23 protein-coding genes are annotated in these 13,651 nt (G+C 67.8%); all 23 read right to left on the bottom strand.

Features of this window, described 5'->3' with window-relative positions; translation table 11 throughout:
* Positions 1 to 74: 74 nt before the first annotated feature.
* Complete coding sequence (gene rplO / locus ACGFIG_RS02560) at positions 75 to 518, bottom strand: 50S ribosomal protein L15 (protein ID WP_392998421.1); 444 nt, start codon at positions 516 to 518, stop codon at positions 75 to 77.
* Positions 518 to 700, bottom strand: a complete 183-nt coding sequence (gene rpmD / locus ACGFIG_RS02555; RefSeq protein ID WP_012015110.1) for a 50S ribosomal protein L30 — start codon at positions 698 to 700, stop codon at positions 518 to 520. The genes rplO and rpmD overlap by 1 nt, the downstream gene beginning before the upstream one ends.
* Entirely contained in the window at positions 700 to 1,314 is a 615-nt protein-coding gene (rpsE, locus tag ACGFIG_RS02550) for a 30S ribosomal protein S5 (protein ID WP_007073019.1), read from the bottom strand. Before rpsE ends, rpmD begins: the two co-directional genes overlap by 1 nt.
* A gap of 33 nt (positions 1,315 to 1,347) precedes the next feature.
* Complete coding sequence (gene rplR / locus ACGFIG_RS02545) at positions 1,348 to 1,725, bottom strand: 50S ribosomal protein L18 (protein WP_172894548.1); 378 nt, start codon at positions 1,723 to 1,725, stop codon at positions 1,348 to 1,350.
* A gap of 8 nt (positions 1,726 to 1,733) precedes the next feature.
* The gene (rplF, locus tag ACGFIG_RS02540; protein WP_121399887.1) at positions 1,734 to 2,276 is read right to left on the bottom strand and encodes a 50S ribosomal protein L6; all 543 of its coding nucleotides are present in this window, start codon (positions 2,274 to 2,276) and stop codon (positions 1,734 to 1,736) included.
* A 16-nt stretch (positions 2,277 to 2,292) separates the two neighbouring features.
* The gene (gene rpsH / locus ACGFIG_RS02535; RefSeq protein ID WP_013288624.1) at positions 2,293 to 2,700 is read right to left on the bottom strand and encodes a 30S ribosomal protein S8; all 408 of its coding nucleotides are present in this window, start codon (positions 2,698 to 2,700) and stop codon (positions 2,293 to 2,295) included.
* A 118-nt stretch (positions 2,701 to 2,818) separates the two neighbouring features.
* Positions 2,819 to 3,004: a type Z 30S ribosomal protein S14 gene (locus ACGFIG_RS02530; protein WP_088998358.1), complete on the bottom strand. Its 186-nt coding sequence runs from the start codon at positions 3,002 to 3,004 to the stop codon at positions 2,819 to 2,821.
* Between the two features lies 1 nt (position 3,005).
* On the bottom strand, positions 3,006 to 3,575 hold the full coding sequence (gene rplE / locus ACGFIG_RS02525) for a 50S ribosomal protein L5 (protein ID WP_088998357.1): 570 nt from the start codon (positions 3,573 to 3,575) through the stop codon (positions 3,006 to 3,008).
* Positions 3,575 to 3,895: a 50S ribosomal protein L24 gene (gene rplX, locus ACGFIG_RS02520; RefSeq protein WP_013288626.1), complete on the bottom strand. Its 321-nt coding sequence runs from the start codon at positions 3,893 to 3,895 to the stop codon at positions 3,575 to 3,577. Before rplX ends, rplE begins: the two co-directional genes overlap by 1 nt.
* Positions 3,892 to 4,260, bottom strand: coding sequence for a 50S ribosomal protein L14 (rplN, locus tag ACGFIG_RS02515; protein ID WP_007465279.1), 369 nt, complete (start codon positions 4,258 to 4,260; stop codon positions 3,892 to 3,894). The genes rplX and rplN overlap by 4 nt, the downstream gene beginning before the upstream one ends.
* 97 nt (positions 4,261 to 4,357) lie before the next feature.
* A complete protein-coding gene (gene rpsQ, locus ACGFIG_RS02510; protein WP_357089646.1) occupies positions 4,358 to 4,633 on the bottom strand; it encodes a 30S ribosomal protein S17 in 276 nt (91 codons plus the stop codon).
* Positions 4,630 to 4,866, bottom strand: a complete 237-nt coding sequence (rpmC, locus tag ACGFIG_RS02505) for a 50S ribosomal protein L29 (RefSeq protein WP_007073028.1) — start codon at positions 4,864 to 4,866, stop codon at positions 4,630 to 4,632. The genes rpsQ and rpmC overlap by 4 nt, the downstream gene beginning before the upstream one ends.
* Positions 4,866 to 5,291, bottom strand: a complete 426-nt coding sequence (gene rplP, locus ACGFIG_RS02500) for a 50S ribosomal protein L16 (RefSeq protein WP_007465292.1) — start codon at positions 5,289 to 5,291, stop codon at positions 4,866 to 4,868. Before rplP ends, rpmC begins: the two co-directional genes overlap by 1 nt.
* Positions 5,292 to 5,294: 3 nt before the next feature.
* The gene (rpsC, locus tag ACGFIG_RS02495; protein WP_151453330.1) at positions 5,295 to 6,152 is read right to left on the bottom strand and encodes a 30S ribosomal protein S3; all 858 of its coding nucleotides are present in this window, start codon (positions 6,150 to 6,152) and stop codon (positions 5,295 to 5,297) included.
* On the bottom strand, positions 6,152 to 6,619 hold the full coding sequence (rplV, locus tag ACGFIG_RS02490; RefSeq protein WP_088998354.1) for a 50S ribosomal protein L22: 468 nt from the start codon (positions 6,617 to 6,619) through the stop codon (positions 6,152 to 6,154). Before rplV ends, rpsC begins: the two co-directional genes overlap by 1 nt.
* Before the next feature lie 40 nt (positions 6,620 to 6,659).
* Entirely contained in the window at positions 6,660 to 6,941 is a 282-nt protein-coding gene (gene rpsS / locus ACGFIG_RS02485) for a 30S ribosomal protein S19 (protein ID WP_007073032.1), read from the bottom strand.
* A gap of 12 nt (positions 6,942 to 6,953) precedes the next feature.
* On the bottom strand, positions 6,954 to 7,793 hold the full coding sequence (gene rplB / locus ACGFIG_RS02480; RefSeq protein WP_013288631.1) for a 50S ribosomal protein L2: 840 nt from the start codon (positions 7,791 to 7,793) through the stop codon (positions 6,954 to 6,956).
* Positions 7,794 to 7,805: 12 nt separating this feature from the next.
* Positions 7,806 to 8,108 (bottom strand): 50S ribosomal protein L23, encoded by a 303-nt coding sequence (gene rplW, locus ACGFIG_RS02475; RefSeq protein ID WP_088998352.1) that lies wholly within the window; start codon positions 8,106 to 8,108, stop codon positions 7,806 to 7,808.
* The gene (rplD, locus tag ACGFIG_RS02470; RefSeq protein WP_101412800.1) at positions 8,105 to 8,755 is read right to left on the bottom strand and encodes a 50S ribosomal protein L4; all 651 of its coding nucleotides are present in this window, start codon (positions 8,753 to 8,755) and stop codon (positions 8,105 to 8,107) included. Before rplD ends, rplW begins: the two co-directional genes overlap by 4 nt.
* Positions 8,752 to 9,417: a 50S ribosomal protein L3 gene (gene rplC, locus ACGFIG_RS02465; protein WP_392998419.1), complete on the bottom strand. Its 666-nt coding sequence runs from the start codon at positions 9,415 to 9,417 to the stop codon at positions 8,752 to 8,754. The genes rplD and rplC overlap by 4 nt, the downstream gene beginning before the upstream one ends.
* 11 nt (positions 9,418 to 9,428) lie before the next feature.
* The gene (gene rpsJ, locus ACGFIG_RS02460) at positions 9,429 to 9,737 is read right to left on the bottom strand and encodes a 30S ribosomal protein S10 (RefSeq protein WP_007073037.1); all 309 of its coding nucleotides are present in this window, start codon (positions 9,735 to 9,737) and stop codon (positions 9,429 to 9,431) included.
* 350 nt (positions 9,738 to 10,087) lie between these two features.
* Positions 10,088 to 11,281 carry an elongation factor Tu gene (gene tuf / locus ACGFIG_RS02455; protein WP_088998349.1) on the bottom strand — a complete coding sequence of 398 codons (1,194 nt, stop codon included), beginning with the start codon at positions 11,279 to 11,281 and terminating at the stop codon, positions 10,088 to 10,090.
* A 218-nt stretch (positions 11,282 to 11,499) separates the two neighbouring features.
* The gene (gene fusA / locus ACGFIG_RS02450) at positions 11,500 to 13,596 is read right to left on the bottom strand and encodes an elongation factor G (protein WP_392998417.1); all 2,097 of its coding nucleotides are present in this window, start codon (positions 13,594 to 13,596) and stop codon (positions 11,500 to 11,502) included.
* Positions 13,597 to 13,651: the final 55 nt, after the last annotated feature.

Genomic DNA, 13,651 nt, shown 5'->3' with positions numbered 1-13,651 from the left:
CGCACACATGCCAGGCAGACCATGGCGCCCGCCCAGTTGCGACAACTGAGCGGGCGCCACGGGTCGTACAGCCCCTACAGCTCGGTGACCGAGCCACCGGCGGCGGTGATCTTCTCCTTGGCCGACGCGCTGAACGCGTGCGCCGACACCTGGAGGGCGACCCCGCCCAGGTCCCCGGTGCCGAGGACCTTCACCGGGTGGCCCTTGCGGACCGCGCCGGCCTCGACCAGCTCGATCGGGCCGACCTGGCCGCCGTTCGGGAACAGCTCGGCGAGCCGGTCCAGGTTGACCACCTGGAAGACCACCTTGAACTTGTTCTTGAAGCCCTTCATCTTCGGCAGGCGCATGTGGATGGGCATCTGCCCACCCTCGAACGCCGCCGAGATGTTCTTGCGGGCCTTGGAACCCTTGGTACCGCGACCGGCGGTCTTGCCCTTGGAGCCCTCACCGCGACCCACCCGGGTCTTCGCGGTCTTGGCACCGGGCGCCGGGCGCAGGTGGTGGACCTTGATCGTCATTACTCGACCTCCTCGACCTTCACGAGGTGGTTGACCGTGAAGATCATGCCGCGGATCTCCGGACGGTCCTCCTTGACCACCACGTCGTTGATCCGCTTGAGACCGAGCGAACGCAGCGAGTCACGCTGGTTCTGCTTGGTCCCGATCTCGGACCGGACCTGGGTGACCTTCAGGCGAGCCATCAGGACGCCACCCCCGCCCGCGACGCCAGCATGGCGGCCGGCGCGACGTCCTCGACAGGCAGGCCACGACGGGCGGCGACGGCCTCCGGGGACTCGAGCCCCTTCAGCGCCGCCACGGTGGCGTGCACGATGTTGATCGGGTTCGACGAACCGAGGCTCTTGGAGAGCACGTCGTGGATACCCGCGCACTCCAGCACGGCACGCACCGGACCGCCGGCGATGACACCCGTACCGGCGGAAGCCGGCTTGAGCAGCACCACACCGGCCGCGGCCTCACCCGTCACCGGGTGCGGGATCGAGGAGGCGATCCGCGGCACCTTGAAGAAGTGCTTCTTGGCCTCCTCGACGCCCTTGGCGATCGCCGCGGGCACCTCCTTGGCCTTTCCGTAGCCCACACCGACGGTGCCGTCGCCGTCGCCCACGATCACCAGGGCGGTGAAGCTGAAGCGACGACCACCCTTCACGACCTTGGCGACGCGGTTGATCGCGACGACCCGCTCGAGGTGCGGGGTCTTCTCGACGGGCGCGTTTCCGCGGCCGCCCTCACGGCGGTTGTCGCGGCGACCACCCTCGTTGCCACCGGACCCGCCGCCACGGCGCTGTTGACCTGGCATCAGCAGCCTTCCTTCTCTCTCGTGACGGGGTTTCTAGAACTCGAGCCCGGCTTCGCGGGCGGCATCGGCAAGCGCGGCGACCCGCCCCGCGTACCGGTTGCCACCGCGGTCGAAGACGACCTTGGAGACGCCGGCAGCCTTGGCCCGCTCGGCGAGCAGGGCGCCGACCTTGCCGGCCAGGGCGCTCTTGTCGCCCTCCGCGCCGCGCAGCGAGGCGTCCAGGGTCGAGGCCGACGCCAGGGTGTGACCCTTGGTGTCGTCCACGATCTGGGCGACGATGTGCCGCAGGGAGCGGGTGACCACGAGGCGGGGACGCTCGGCGGTGCCGCTGACGTTCTTGCGGACCCGGAAGTGCCGGCGCGCACGCCCGACAGCACGCTTGGCGGCGACGCCGCGGCGGCGCTTGAGCAGCGTGGCGCTCACTTCTTACCTGCCTTTCCAGCCTTACGGCGGATGACCTCGCCCTGGTACTTCACGCCCTTGCCCTTGTAGGGCTCCGGCGGGCGGATCTTCCGGATGTTGGCGGCGACCTCACCGACGAGCTGCTTGTCGATGCCGGCCACGTGGAACAGCGTCGGCTTCTCCACCGTGAAGGTGATGCCGGCCGGGGCCGCCACGTGCACCGGGTGCGAGAACCCGAGCGCGAACTCCAGGTCCTGGCCCTTGGCGGTCACGCGGTAACCGGTGCCGGCGATCTCCAGGCTCTTGCGGTAGCCCTCGGTGACGCCGACGATCATGTTGGCGACCAGGGTACGGCTGAGGCCGTGCAGTTCCTTGGCCTTGCGCTCGTCGTTCGGGCGGTTGACGTTCAGCTGCCCGTCCTCGGCCCGGTCGATCGTGATCGGCTCGGCCAGGGTGTGCGAGAGCTCGCCCTTCGGGCCCTTGACCTTGACGGTCTGCCCGTCGATCGTGATGTCGACGCCGGCTGGCACCGGGATCGACTTACGTCCAATACGCGACATTTCTACCTGTCTCCCGTTACCAGACGAAGGCGAGGACTTCCCCGCCAACGCTCCGCTTGCGGGCCTGCCGGTCGGTGAGCAGCCCCTGGGACGTCGAAATGATCGCCACGCCCAGCCCGCCGAGCACCCGCGGGAGCCCGTCCGACTTGGCGTAAACCCGCAGACCGGGCTTGGACACTCGCTTGATGCCGGCCAGGCTCCGCTCCCGGTTCTGGCCGTACTTCAGCTCGACGACCAGTCGCTTGCCGACGGCGCCCTCCTCGGGCTCCTCGACCGACCAGGTGGCGATGTAGCCCTCGGCCTTGAGGACCTCGGCGATGTTCGCCTTGATCTTCGAGTAGGGCATCGTCACCCGGTCGTGGTACGCCTGGTTGGCGTTACGCAGACGCGTGAGCATGTCTGCGATCGGGTCGGTCATCGTCATGGATTTCGTCAGCCTTTCTCGCCGGGGTTCCCGGGGCCTTCCGCCCCGGGCCTACGGCGAAGAGCAATACGTGATCGGTGCAAGGGGTCCCGGCCCTGGGGCCGGGACGCGGTCGCCCTTACCAGGAAGCCTTGGACACGCCCGGCAGCTCACCGCGGTGGGCCATCTCCCGGATGCAGACCCGGCAGAGACCGAACTTGCGGTAGACCGCCTTGGGACGCCCGCACCGCTGGCAGCGGGTGTACGCGCGAACCGAGAACTTCGGCTTCGCGGCCGCCTTGTGGATCAGCGCCTTCTTGGCCATCTCAGTTCTCCTTGAACGGGAAGCCCAGGAGCTTGAGCAGCGCCCGGCCCTCGTCGTCGGTCGTGGCGGTCGTGACCACCGTGATGTCCATGCCCCGCTGCCGATCGATCTTGTCCTGGTCGATCTCGTGGAACACCGACTGCTCGGTCAGACCGAACGTGTAGTTGCCGTGCCCGTCGAGCTTGCGCCCGTCCAGACCACGGAAGTCACGGATACGCGGCAGCGCGATCGACAGCAGCCGGTCCAGGAACTCCCACATCCGGTCGCCGCGAAGGGTCACCTTCGCACCGATCGGCATGCCCTCGCGGAGCTTGAACTGCGCGATGGACTTGGTCGCCCGCCGCACCTGCGGCTTCTGGCCGGTGATGGTCGCCAGGTCCCGGACGGCGCCGTCGATCAGCTTGGCGTCCCGGGCAGCCTCGCCGACACCCATGTTGACGACGATCTTGACGAGCCGCGGCACCTGCATGGGGTTGCCGTACTGGTGCTGCTCCTGCAGCTGCGCCACGATCTCGTTGCGGTACCGCTCCTTGAGGCGCGGCATGGTCTTGGTTTCGGTAGCCGTGGTCATCACAGGTCCTTACCGGTGCTACGCGCGATGCGGACCTTCTGGCCGTTGTCGTCGATCCGGTAACCGACGCGGGTCGGCTTGCCGTCGGAGTCCAGGACCATCACGTTCGAGACGTGGATCGGGGCCTCCTGGGTGACGATGCCACCGGTCTTGGCGCCACGCTGGGTGGTGCTGATGCGGGTGTGCTTCTTGACCCGGTTCACGCCCTCGACCAGGACCTTGTCCTGCCGCGGGTAGGCCGCGATGACCTTGCCCTTGGCACCCTTGTCCTTGCCGGCGATGACGACGACCGTGTCGCCCTTCTTGACCTTCACGGTCACAACACCTCCGGCGCGAGAGAGATGATCTTCATGAACCGCTTGTCCCGCAGCTCCCGGCCCACCGGGCCGAAGATACGGGTACCGCGCGGGTCCCCGCCGTCCTTGATGATGACGGCGGCGTTCTCGTCGAAGCGGATGTACGAACCGTCCGGCCGCCGCCTCTCCTTGGCGGTACGAACGACGACGGCCTTGACGACGTCGCCCTTCTTCACACCGGCACCGGGGATCGCGTCCTTGACGGTGGCCACGATGACGTCGCCGATGCTCGCGTAGCGCCGACCGGAGCCACCGAGAACCCGGATGCACAGGATCTCCCGAGCACCCGTGTTGTCGGCGACGCGCAGTCGCGACTCCTGCTGAATCACGTCTATCTCCTATGTCTGCCGGTTCTCCGGCCGCGCACGGCGGCCGGAGCCTGGCGGAACCCGCGCCCGACTGACGCCGGGCGAGCTCGAGCCTTCGCTACTTGGCCTTTTCCAGGATCTCCACGAGGCGCCACCGCTTGGTGGCGGACAGCGGCCGGGTCTCCATGATCAGGACCCGGTCGCCGATGCCGGCGGTGTTCTGCTCGTCGTGCACCTTCAACTTGCTGGTACGGCGCATGATCTTGCCGTACAGCGCGTGCTTGACCCGGTCCTCGACCTCGACGACGACGGTCTTTTCCATCTTGTCGCTGACCACGAGGCCCTCACGCACCTTGCGGCGGGCCCGCGCGGTGGCGGTGGTGTTCTCGCTCATGATGCAGTCACCTCAGTCGGCGCGGCCGAGAGACCCAGCTCGCGCTCACGCATGATCGTGTAGATCCGGGCGATCTCCCGACGGATGACCTGCAGCCGCCGGTTGTTGTCCAGCTGGCCGGTCGCGGCCTGCACGCGGAGGTTGAACAGCTCCGCCTTGGCCTCGCGCAGCTTCGTGACCAGCTCCTCCTCGGAGAGCTCACGCAGCTCGGAGGCCTTAACGCCCGCTGCCATCAGGATTCACCCACTTCGCGCGTAACAATGCGGCACTTCATCGGGAGCTTGTGGATCGCGCGACGCATCGCCTCTCGCGCGATCTGCTCGTTGGGGAAGGACATCTCGAAGAGAACCCGCCCCGGCTTGACGTTGGCGACCCACCACTCGGGCGAACCCTTACCGGAACCCATCCGGGTCTCCGCCGGCTTCTTGGTGAGAGCCTGGTCCGGGAAGATCGTGATCCAGACCTTGCCACCACGCTTGATGTGGCGGGTCATCGCGATACGCGCCGACTCGATCTGGCGGTTGGTCACGTACGCCGGCTCGAGAGCCTGGATTCCGAACTCGCCGAACACCACCCGGTTACCACCCTTGGACGCGCCACTGCGGTCCGGGTGGTGCGGCTTGCGGAAGCCCTTCGGGGGCTTGCGCGGCATCAGCATCTGTCAGCCCTCCTGCTGCGTTTCTGCCGCGGCGGCGACGGCGGCGGGATCCACCGCGTCACCACTCGGCGTCTCGGCCTGCTGCGCGATGGTCGTCGCGGCGGCGGCCCTACCGGCCTCGGTCCCGCCGGCGGTCGTCCCGGACGAACCGGACCGGCCACGGCGCGGCCGCTCCGGACGGTCGCCACGGTCACGGCGCGGACGCGACGGAGCCTCGGTCGGGGTCTCCCGACCCGGCACCGCGTCGCCCTTGTAGATCCAGACCTTCACGCCGATCCGGCCGAAGCTCGTACGGGCCTCGAAGAAGCCGTACTCGATGTTGGCCCGCAGCGTGTGCAGCGGAACCCGGCCCTCGCGGTAGAACTCGGTCCGGCTCATCTCGGCGCCGCCGAGGCGACCCGAGACCTGGACCCGGATGCCCTTGCAGACCGGGTTCTTCATCGCGGACTGCATGGCCTTGCGCATCGCCCGACGGAAGCTGACCCGGCTGGAGAGCTGCTCGGCCACACCCTGTGCGACGAGCTGCGCGTCCGACTCGGGGTTCTTCACCTCGATGATGTTCAGCTGGACCTGCTTGCCGGTCAGCTTCTCGAGCTCGCCGCGGATCCGGTCGGCCTCCGCACCCTTACGGCCGATGACGATGCCCGGCCGGGCGGTGTGGATGTCGACGCGGACCCGGTCGCGGGTGCGCTCGATGTCGACCTTGGAGATGCCGGCGCGCTCGAGGCCCTTGGACATCATGCGGCGGATCTTGACGTCCTCGCCGATGTAGTCCTTGTAGAGCTTGTCCGCGAACCAGCGGGACTTCCAGTCGGTCGAGATGCCGAGCCGGAACCCGTGCGGGTGAACCTTCTGACCCATTACTCGGCGCCCTCCGTCTTGCTCTGCGTCTCGGCCGTCTCCGCCGGCTCCGCCTGCTTCGCCGGGGCCGCCTTCTTCGCGGCCGCCTTCTTCGGCGCGGCCGGCGCAACCGCCTCGACCGCGACCGTGATGTGGCAGGTGCGCTTGCGGATCCGGTACGCCCGGCCCTGCGCCCGCGGCTGGAACCGCTTCATGGTCGGGCCCTCGTCGACGTACGCCTCGCTGACGAGCAGCGCGTCGGGGTCCAGCCGCTCGTTGTTCTCCGCGTTGGCGATGGCGCTCGCGAGCACCTTGTACACCTGCTCGCTCGCAGCCTGCGGCGCGAACTGCAGCACCGTGAGCGCCTCCTTCGCGGGCAGGCCGCGGACGAGGTTGACCACCCGGCGCGCCTTCATCGGCGAGATGCGCACGTGTCGCGCAACCGCCCGCGCGCCCGGAAGCACCGGAGCGTCGCCCTTTCCTGGCATCGCTGTAACCCCTTGTTCCTCTATCCGTATGCCCGCGGCGTCAGCGCCGACGGCTCTTCCGGTCGTCCTTCTCGTGACCCTTGAACGTGCGGGTCAGCGCGAACTCGCCGAGCTTGTGCCCGACCATCGCCTCGGTCACGAACACCGGGACGTGCTTGCGTCCGTCGTGCACGGCGATCGTGTGACCCAGCATCTCCGGGATGATCGTCGAACGCCGCGACCAGGTCTTGATGACGTTCTTCGAGCCCTTGTCGTTCTGCGTCTCCACCTTCTTGAGCAGGTGGTCGTCCACGAACGGGCCCTTCTTCAGGCTGCGAGGCATGTCTTATCTCCCTCAGCCGCGCTTACGCGTGGCGTAGCGGCGGCGGACGATCAGCCGGTCACTCGGCTGGCCCTTACGACGGGTGCGGCCCTCGGGCTTACCCTGCGGGTTGACCGGGTGGCGACCACCGGAGGTCTTACCCTCACCACCACCGTGCGGGTGGTCGACCGGGTTCATCGCGACACCACGGACGGTCGGGCGCTTGCCCTTCCACCGCATGCGGCCGGCCTTGCCCCAGTTGATGTTCGACTGGTCGGCGTTGCCGATCTCGCCGATGCTCGCGCGGCAGCGGACGTCGACGCGCCGGATCTCGCCCGACGGCATACGCAGGGTCGCGTACGCGCCCTCACGACCGAGCAGCTGGATGCCGACGCCGGCCGAACGGGCCAGCTTGGCGCCGCCGCCCGGACGCAGCTCCACGTTGTGGATCGTGGTACCGACCGGGATGTTGCGCAGCGGCAGGTTGTTGCCCGGCTTGATGTCGGCGCCCGGACCGGACTCGACGCGGTCGCCCTGCTTCAGGTCCTTCGGCGCGATGATGTAGCGCTTCTCGCCGTCGGCGTAGTGCAGCAGCGCGATGCGCGCGGTGCGGTTCGGGTCGTACTCGATGTGGGCGACCTTCGCCGGCACGCCGTCCTTGTCGACCCGCTTGAAGTCGATCAGACGGTACTGGCGCTTGTGACCGCCGCCGTGGTGCCGCGTGGTGATCCGGCCGTGGGCGTTACGCCCGCCCTTCTTCGGCAGCGGAGCCAGCAGCGACTTCTCGGGCGTCGACCGGGTGATCTCAGCGAAGTCGGCGACGCTGGAGCCACGCCGGCCCGGCGTCGTCGGCTTGTACTTACGGATAGCCATTGTCTACACCCCTCAGCTGACCGGGCCGCCGAAGGCCTCGATACGGTCACCGTCAGCCAGCTTCACGATCGCCCGCTTGGTGGCCTTGCGCTGCCCGAAACCGGTCTTGGTCCGCTTGCGCTTGCCCTGGCGGTTGAGCGTGTTGACCGTCAGGACGCGGACGTCGAAGATCTGCTGGATCGCGATCTTGATCTCGGTCTTGTTCGCGTCCGGGTGCACCAGGAAGGTGTACCAGTTGCGGTTCAGCTCGCTGTAGCTCTTCTCCGAGACGACCGGCGCCACGATGATGTCGCGCGGGTCGGCGATCGTGCTCACTTGCCACCCTCCTCGGTGGTCTCGGCGGGAACACCCAGGAACTCGTCGAGGGCGTCCTTGGTGAAGACCACGTCGTCGGCCACCAGCACGTCGTACGTGTTGAGCTGGCCGGCCTCGATCAGGTGCACCCGCGGCTCGTTGCGCAGCGACACCCAGTTCAGCTCGTCGGTGCTGCTCAGCACGACCAGGACCCGGCGGGCCTCGGTCAGCTTCGCCAGCGTGGCCAGAGCGGCCTTCGTCGACGGCTTCTCGCCCGAGACGAACGCCTCGACGACGTGCACCTGCCCGGCGCGGGCCCGGTCGGAGAGGGCGCCACGCAGGGCGGCGGCCTTCATCTTCTTCGGGGTGCGCTGGCTGTAGTCGCGCGGCACGGGGCCGTGCACGACGCCACCGCCGGCGAACTGCGGCGCGCGGATCGAGCCCTGCCGGGCGCGACCGGTGCCCTTCTGCTTGTACGGCTTCTTGCCGCCACCGGCGACCTCGCCGCGGGTCTTGACCTTGTGCGTGCCCTGCCGGGCCGCCGCGAGCTGGGCCACCACGACCTGGTGCATCAGCGCGACGTTGGCCTGGACGTCGAAGATGTCGGCGGGCAGCTCGACGGAGCCGCTCTTGGAGCCTTCGACGGTGAGGACGTCAACGGTGGTCACTTGGCCGCACCGCCCTTCTTCGCCTTGGTCTTGGCCGCGGTACGGACCAGGACCAGCGCGCCCTTGGGGCCGGGAATGGCGCCACGGACGAGCAGGAGGTTGTTCTCGGTGTCGACCGCCTGGACGGTCAGGTTCTGGACGGTGTAGCGCACGCCACCCATCCGGCCGGCCATCCGGGTGCCCTTGAAGACACGACCCGGGGTGGCGCAGGCGCCGATGGAGCCGGGCGAGCGGTGCTTGCGCTCGACACCGTGGCTGGCGCGCAGACCGTGGAAGCCGTGCCGCTTCATCGGGCCGGCGTAGCCCTTGCCCTTGGTCTTGCCGGTCACGTCGATCGACATGCCCGCCGGGAACTCCTCGACCGTGACCTCCTGGCCCGGCGAGTAGTCGGCGGCGTCGCTGGTGCGCAGCTCGACGATGTGACGACGCGGCGCGACGTCGGCCTTCGCGTAGTGCCCGCTGATCGGCTTCTTGACCTTGCGCGGGTCGATCTTGCCGTACGCCAGCTGGACCGCGGAGTAACCGTCCTTCTCGGCGCTACGAACCTGGCTGATGACGCACGGGCCGGCCTCGACCACGGTCACCGGGACAACGCGGTTGTTGTCCCAGACCTGGGTCATGCCGAGCTTGGCGCCCAGGATCCCCTTGACTTGCCTGTCCATTTGTCCGGTCCCTACAGCTTGATCTCGATGTCGACGCCAGCCGGCAGGTCGAGGCGCATGAGCGAGTCGACCGTCTTCGGGGTCGGGTCGATGATGTCGATCAGCCGCTTGTGCGTGCGCATCTCGAAGTGCTCGCGCGAGTCCTTGTACTTGTGCGGCGAGCGGATAACGCAGAAACGGTTGATCTCCGTGGGCAGCGGCACCGGGCCCGCGACCTGCGCCCCGGTACGCGTCACCGTCTCGACGATCTTCCGCGCCGAGGAGTCGACGACCTCGTGGTCATAGGCCTTGAGCCGGATGCGGATCTTCTGTCCCGCCATGGTGGCTTCTGTTCCTTCTCTCGATGCCGCTGTGTTGCGGGCGCCTGTACCGGCTGGCACAGGCCCACTTCGCCGACCCCCGCGGTCGGGCGTGTCGCGCCCTCGGGCCAGGCTCCGCCCCGGGACTCCGGAGCGACTCTGACCGCGCGGTGGGTCAAGGCGTCGATCGCACTACCGCGACCTGAACGCCGCGCGAGGGTGGTTGGCGGACGGGCCGCCAACCACCCCACGCTCGACTGTCCTACCACCCGGAGGTTCAGCGGAAGCCGAACACAGGCAGCGAACTGTCGTTACGCAACCTGACTAGTATGCCGCACGACCGGCGGCGGGTCTAATCGGGGTTACCTAGTTCACTTGATGATCTTGGTGACGAACCCGGCGCCGACGGTGCGGCCACCCTCGCGGATCGCGAACTTGAGGTTCTCCTCCATGGCGATGGGCTGGATCAGCTTCACCGTCATGGTGGTGTTGTCACCCGGCATGACCATCTCGGTGCCCTCGGGGAGGGTGACGACACCGGTGACGTCCGTGGTCCGGAAGTAGAACTGCGGACGGTAGTTCTGGAAGAACGGGGTGTGCCGGCCGCCCTCCTCCTTGGAGAGGATGTAGACCGTCGCCTCGAACTCCGTGTGCGGGGTCGTGGTGCCCGGCTTGATGACGACCATGCCGCGCTCGACGTCCTCGCGCTTGATGCCACGCAGCAGCAGACCGACGTTCTCGCCCGCGCGGGCCTCGTCGAGCAGCTTGCGGAACATCTCGATGCCGGTGCAGGTGGTCTTCATCGACTTCTCGCGGATGCCGACGATCTCCACCTCCTCGTTCGGCTTGAGCACGCCGCGCTCCGCGCGACCGGTGACGACCGTGCCACGACCGGTGATCGTGAAGACGTCCTCGATCGGCATGAGGAACGGCTTCTCGGTCTCGCGCTCCGGCTGCGGGATCGCGGTGTCGACCGCGGTCATCAGGTCCAGCAGCTTGCCGGTCCACTCGGGGTCACCCTCGAGGGCCTTCAGCGCCGAGACCCGGACGACCGGCAGGTCGTCACCCGGGTAGTCCTGGTTCGACAGCAGCTCACGAACCTCGAGCTCGACGAGCTCCAGGAGCTCCTCGTCGTCGACCATGTCGCTCTTGTTGAGCGCCACGACGATGTACGGCACGCCGACCTGGCGGGCCAGCAGCACGTGCTCGCGGGTCTGCGGCATCGGGCCGTCGGTCGCCGCGACCACCAGGATCGCGCCGTCCATCTGGGCGGCACCGGTGATCATGTTCTTGATGTAGTCGGCGTGACCGGGGCAGTCGACGTGCGCGTAGTGCCGCGCCTCGGTCTGGTACTCGACGTGCGCGATGGAGATCGTGATGCCGCGGGCCTTCTCCTCCGGCGCCTTGTCGATCTCGTCGAACGGCGTGTACGGGTTCAGGTCCGGGTACTGGTCGTGCAGGACCTTGGTGATGGCCGCCGTCAGCGTCGTCTTACCGTGGTCGATGTGACCAATGGTGCCGATGTTGACGTGCGGCTTAGTCCGCTCGAACTTCGCCTTCGCCACTGGGTCCTCCTGTGGACTTCTTGGTTCGTTCGCCCCGGCGCGCCGGTCGGCGCTTAGGACTCTGTCGACAGCCTTTCCGGCCTGACGGCCGGAGAGCTTTGGTGGGTTCTGCGGCGATGAAGCCTACAGGCCCGGTCTCACGCGTTCCGACCGAGGTGGTCGCGGGCGGGAGCACCCTCCCGCGACCGCCCCGGATCATCAGTCACGTCAGGTGAGGGTCACTCACCCGTCGCCTTGGCGATGATCTCCTTCGCGACCGAGGACGGAACCTCGGCGTAGGAGTCGAACTGCATGCTGTAGCTAGCCCGGCCCTGGGTCTTCGACCGCAGGTCGCCGACGTAGCCGAACATCTCCGACAACGGCACCAGAGCCCGGACGACGCGGGCGCCGCTGCGCTCCTCCATCGCCTGGATGATGCCGCGGCGGGAGTTGAGGTCGCCGATGACGTCACCCATGTTCTCCTCAGGAGTGGTGACCTCAACGGCCATCATCGGCTCGAGGAGAGCGGGGTCGGCCTTGCGGGCCGCCTCCTTCATCGCCATCGAGCCGGCGATCTTGAATGCCATTTCCGACGAGTCGACCTCGTGGTACTGGCCGTCCACCAGGGTGAGCTTGACGCCCACCAGGGGGAAGCCGGCGAGGATGCCGTACTGCATGGCGTCCTGGGCGCCCGCGTCCACCGACGGGATGAACTCCCGGGGGATGCGGCCACCGGTCACCGCGTTGGCAAACTCGTAGGTCGGCGCGTCGTTGCCCAGCGGCAGCGGCTCCACGCTGATGATGACCCGCGCGTACTGGCCGGAGCCACCGGTCTGCTTCTTGTGGGTGTACTCGACCTTCTCCACCTTGCGGCGGATGGTCTCGCGGTACGCCACCTGCGGCTTACCGATGTTGGCCTCGACGTTGAACTCGCGGCGCATCCGGTCGACCAGGATGTCCAGGTGCAGCTCGCCCATGCCGGAGATGACCGTCTGGCCGGTCTGGTCGTCCAGCTTGACGCGGAAGGTCGGATCCTCCTCGGCCAGCCGCTGGATGGCGGTGCTGAGCTTCTCCTGGTCGGCCTTGGTCTTCGGCTCGATGGCGACCTCGATGACCGGCTCCGGGAAGGTCATCGACTCCAGGATGACCGGGTTCGCCGGGTCGCACAGCGTGTCACCGGTGGTGGTCTGCTTCAGACCCTGCACCGCGATGATGTCGCCAGCCTGGGCCGAGCTGCGCTCTTCCCGCTTGTTGGCGTGCATCTGGTAGATCTTGCCGATCCGCTCCTTGCGGTCCTTGGTGGAGTTGACCACCTGGGAGCCGGACTCGAGCGTGCCGGAGTAGATCCGGACGTAGGTGAGCTTGCCGAGGTGCTTGTCCGTCTGGATCTTGAAGGCGAGGCCCGAGAAGGGCTCCGACTTGGACGGCTTGCGCTGCATCGGGGTCTCGCCGTCGGTGGCCGTACCCTCGATCGCCGGGATGTCCAGCGGCGACGGCAGGTACGCGATGACCGCGTCCAGCATCGGCTGGATGCCCTTGTTCTTGAAGGCGGTGCCGGTGAGGACCGGGTTGGCCTTGCCGGCGATGGTGGCCCGACGGATGGCGGCCCGGATCTCCTCGACGGAGATCTCCTCGCCCTCCAGGTACTTCTCCATCACCGCGTCGTCGACGTCGGCCAGGGTCTCCATCAGCTTCTCGCGCCACTCGGCGGCGGAGTCGGCGAGGTCGGCCGGGATCTCCTCGACCGCGTAGTCCTCACCCTTCTGGGTCTCGCCGCGCCAGGTGAGCGCCCGCATCTCGACCAGGTCGACCACGCCGATGAAGTCGGACTCGGCGCCGATCGGGATCTGGAGCACCAGCGGGGTGGCGTTGAGCCGGTCGATCATCATCTGCACGCAGCGGAAGAAGTCGGCACCGGTCCGGTCGAGCTTGTTGACGAAGCACATCCGGGGGACGTTGTACTTGTCCGCCTGCCGCCAGACGTTCTCCGTCTGCGGCTCCACGCCGGCGACGCCGTCGTAGACCGCGACCGCGCCGTCCAGCACCCGCAGCGACCGCTCGACCTCGACCGTGAAGTCGACGTGGCCGGGCGTGTCGATGATCTGGATCGTGTGGCCCTTCCACTCACACTTGGTAGCAGCGGAGGTGATGGTGATACCACGCTCCTGCTCCTGCTCCATCCAGTCCATGACGGCACCGCCCTCATGGACCTCACCGATCTTGTACGTGATACCGGTGTAGAAGAGGATCCGCTCGGTGGTGGTGGTCTTACCGGCATCGATGTGGGCCATGATGCCGATGTTGCGTACGTTGGCGAGCGCGTCTGCGGCGGCCACTTCAATCCCTACTTATCGTCGTCTCGACACAACTGGTGGCGGTTCCGGCGCCACG

Source organism: Micromonospora sp. NPDC049048, assembly GCF_043197615.1.
Taxonomy (GTDB): Bacteria; Actinomycetota; Actinomycetes; order Mycobacteriales; family Micromonosporaceae; genus Micromonospora.
The sequence above is the reverse complement of the archived record's forward strand: the minus strand, read 5'-3'. Positions and strand labels throughout refer to the sequence as shown.